Genomic DNA, 2167 nt, shown 5'->3' with positions numbered 1-2167 from the left:
TCGTACCAAGATACAACCTTGAACATGTTATCTCCAATCGCCATAGTTGATAATGCATCTATTATAGAAGATCTAGAATCTCCTCTAAAATCAATTGATACAAGTGGTTTATCACAGTATCCTAATATTCCTTTTAATTCGCCGTCTGCAGCTTCTTTTAGTGCAGCATTTACTTCTTCTATTGTAGCACCTTTTTTAAGTGTGCAAACTAAATCTACTAGTGAAACAGTTGGAGTAGGAACTCTTACTGAAAATCCGTTTAATTTACCTTCTAATTGAGGTAAAACCTTCGCTACGGCTTTTGCAGCTCCTGTTGTTGTTGGTATCATAGATTCAGCTGCTGCTCTTGCTCTTCTTAAATCCTTGTGATTTTTGTCTAATAATTGTTGATCGTTTGTATATGCATGTATAGTAGTCATTAATCCTTCTTCTATACCGAATTTTTCGTCTAGTACTTTTGCAAATGGTGCTAAGCAGTTAGTTGTACAAGAAGCATTTGAAATTATATTGTGTTTTTCACTGTCGTATTCTTTTTCATTTACACCCATTACTACTGTAATGTCTTCGTCTTTACCTGGTGCAGTTATTATAACCTTTTTAGCTCCAGCAGCTATGTGTTTAGAAGCGTTTTCCTTGTCTCTAAATTTACCTGTAGATTCAATTACTATATCTACTCCTAATTCACCCCATGGTATTTCTTTTGGATCTGAATATCTAAGAATTTTTACTTCTTTAGAATCTATTAACATAGTTTCTTCGTCTTTAACTTCTACTTCACCTTTGTATATTCCATAGCAAGAATCATATGTAAATAAATGTGCTAATGTTTCTGCATTTGCTCTAGCATTTATAGCAACTATTTGTATATCATCATTTAATCTTTCTTGTGCTATTCTAAGCACATTTCTTCCTATTCTACCGAAACCATTTATTCCTACTTTTATCAAGTTTATATCCCCCATTTCATAAGTTATCTTTACAACACTTATTGTATATCATATATATTATATATGCAACACTTTTTTATGTTTTTTTTGAAAAATAGTGTTGAATATATTGTTAATTTTTAGATTAATAGTATTTTAAACATAAAAAAATGCCATTTTTTCAGATATTCTCTATTATATGGCATTTTTATACTGTATTATTTTGTATGATATTTATGATATACTAATTAATAATTAATATATATTTTATAATATTAGTTGTTTTCTAATCTAACTCTTGCTGCATTTGCATGAGCGTGTAAGCCTTCATCTGTAGCTAATTCGACTGCAACTGGAGCTAGAGATTTTATTGCTTCTTTATTTAATACTTGGTGTGTGCAAGTTTTTATAAATGTACCTACCCAAACTCCACCTGTATATCTAGATGCCTTTAATGTAGGTAATGTATGATTTGTTCCTGATACATAGTCCCCAAATACTTCTGCTGAATAACCACCTATGAATAATGATCCGTAGTTTACAAGGTCGTCTATTATTTCATCGTTGTTTTTGATATTTATTTCTAAATGCTCTGGAGCGTATTCATTTGATAATTCTACCACTTCTTTTAAGTCGTCTACTAAAATTATTTCGCCGTTGTTGTCCCATGATGGCTTAGCTATGTTTTTAGTAGGTAGTACTTCTAGCATTTCTTCTACCTTCTTTTGTACTTCTTTTGCAAATTCTCTATTAGTTGTTAAAAGTATTCCTCTTGCGTTTAAATCGTGTTCACATTGTGCAAGCACATCTGCTGCTATATATGTAGCGTTTGCTGTTTCATCGGCTATTATAAGTACTTCACTTGGTCCTGCGACAAAATCTATACCTACAGTACCGTAGCATTGTCTTTTAGCTTCTGTTACGTATTTATTTCCTGGTCCTACGATTATATCTACTGGTTTTATGCTTTCTGTTCCATATGTAAATGCAGCTATGGCTTGTACGCCTCCAGTTGCGTAGATTTCATCTGCTCCTGCTATATCCATAGCTACTAATGTTTTAGGATTTATTTTTGCAACATCCTTCATAGTTGGAGAGCATGCTACAACTCTTTTAACGCCTGCAACCTTTGCTGGTATTATAAGCATTAGAGCAGTTGAAAATAGAGGGTATCCTCCACCTGGTACATATGCTAGACAAGAATTAACTGGTATATGCTTTTGGCCTAGGATAACGCCTGG

Annotated in this window: 2 protein-coding genes; both read right to left on the bottom strand. The window is 32.9% G+C overall.

Annotated features, from left to right (window positions below; translation table 11 throughout):
- Positions 1-962 (bottom strand): type I glyceraldehyde-3-phosphate dehydrogenase (gene gap, locus SPD90_RS07770; RefSeq protein WP_320924849.1); only part of this gene is annotated, 962 nt, incomplete at its 3' end.
- A 239-nt stretch (positions 963-1201) separates the two neighbouring features.
- Positions 1202-2167 (bottom strand): histidinol dehydrogenase (gene hisD, locus SPD90_RS07765; RefSeq protein ID WP_320924848.1); only part of this gene is annotated, 966 nt, incomplete at its 5' end.

Source organism: Intestinibacter sp. (genome assembly GCF_034113885.1).
Classification (GTDB): Bacteria; Bacillota; Clostridia; order Peptostreptococcales; family Peptostreptococcaceae; genus Intestinibacter.
The sequence above is the reverse complement of the archived record's forward strand: the minus strand, read 5'-3'. Positions and strand labels throughout refer to the sequence as shown.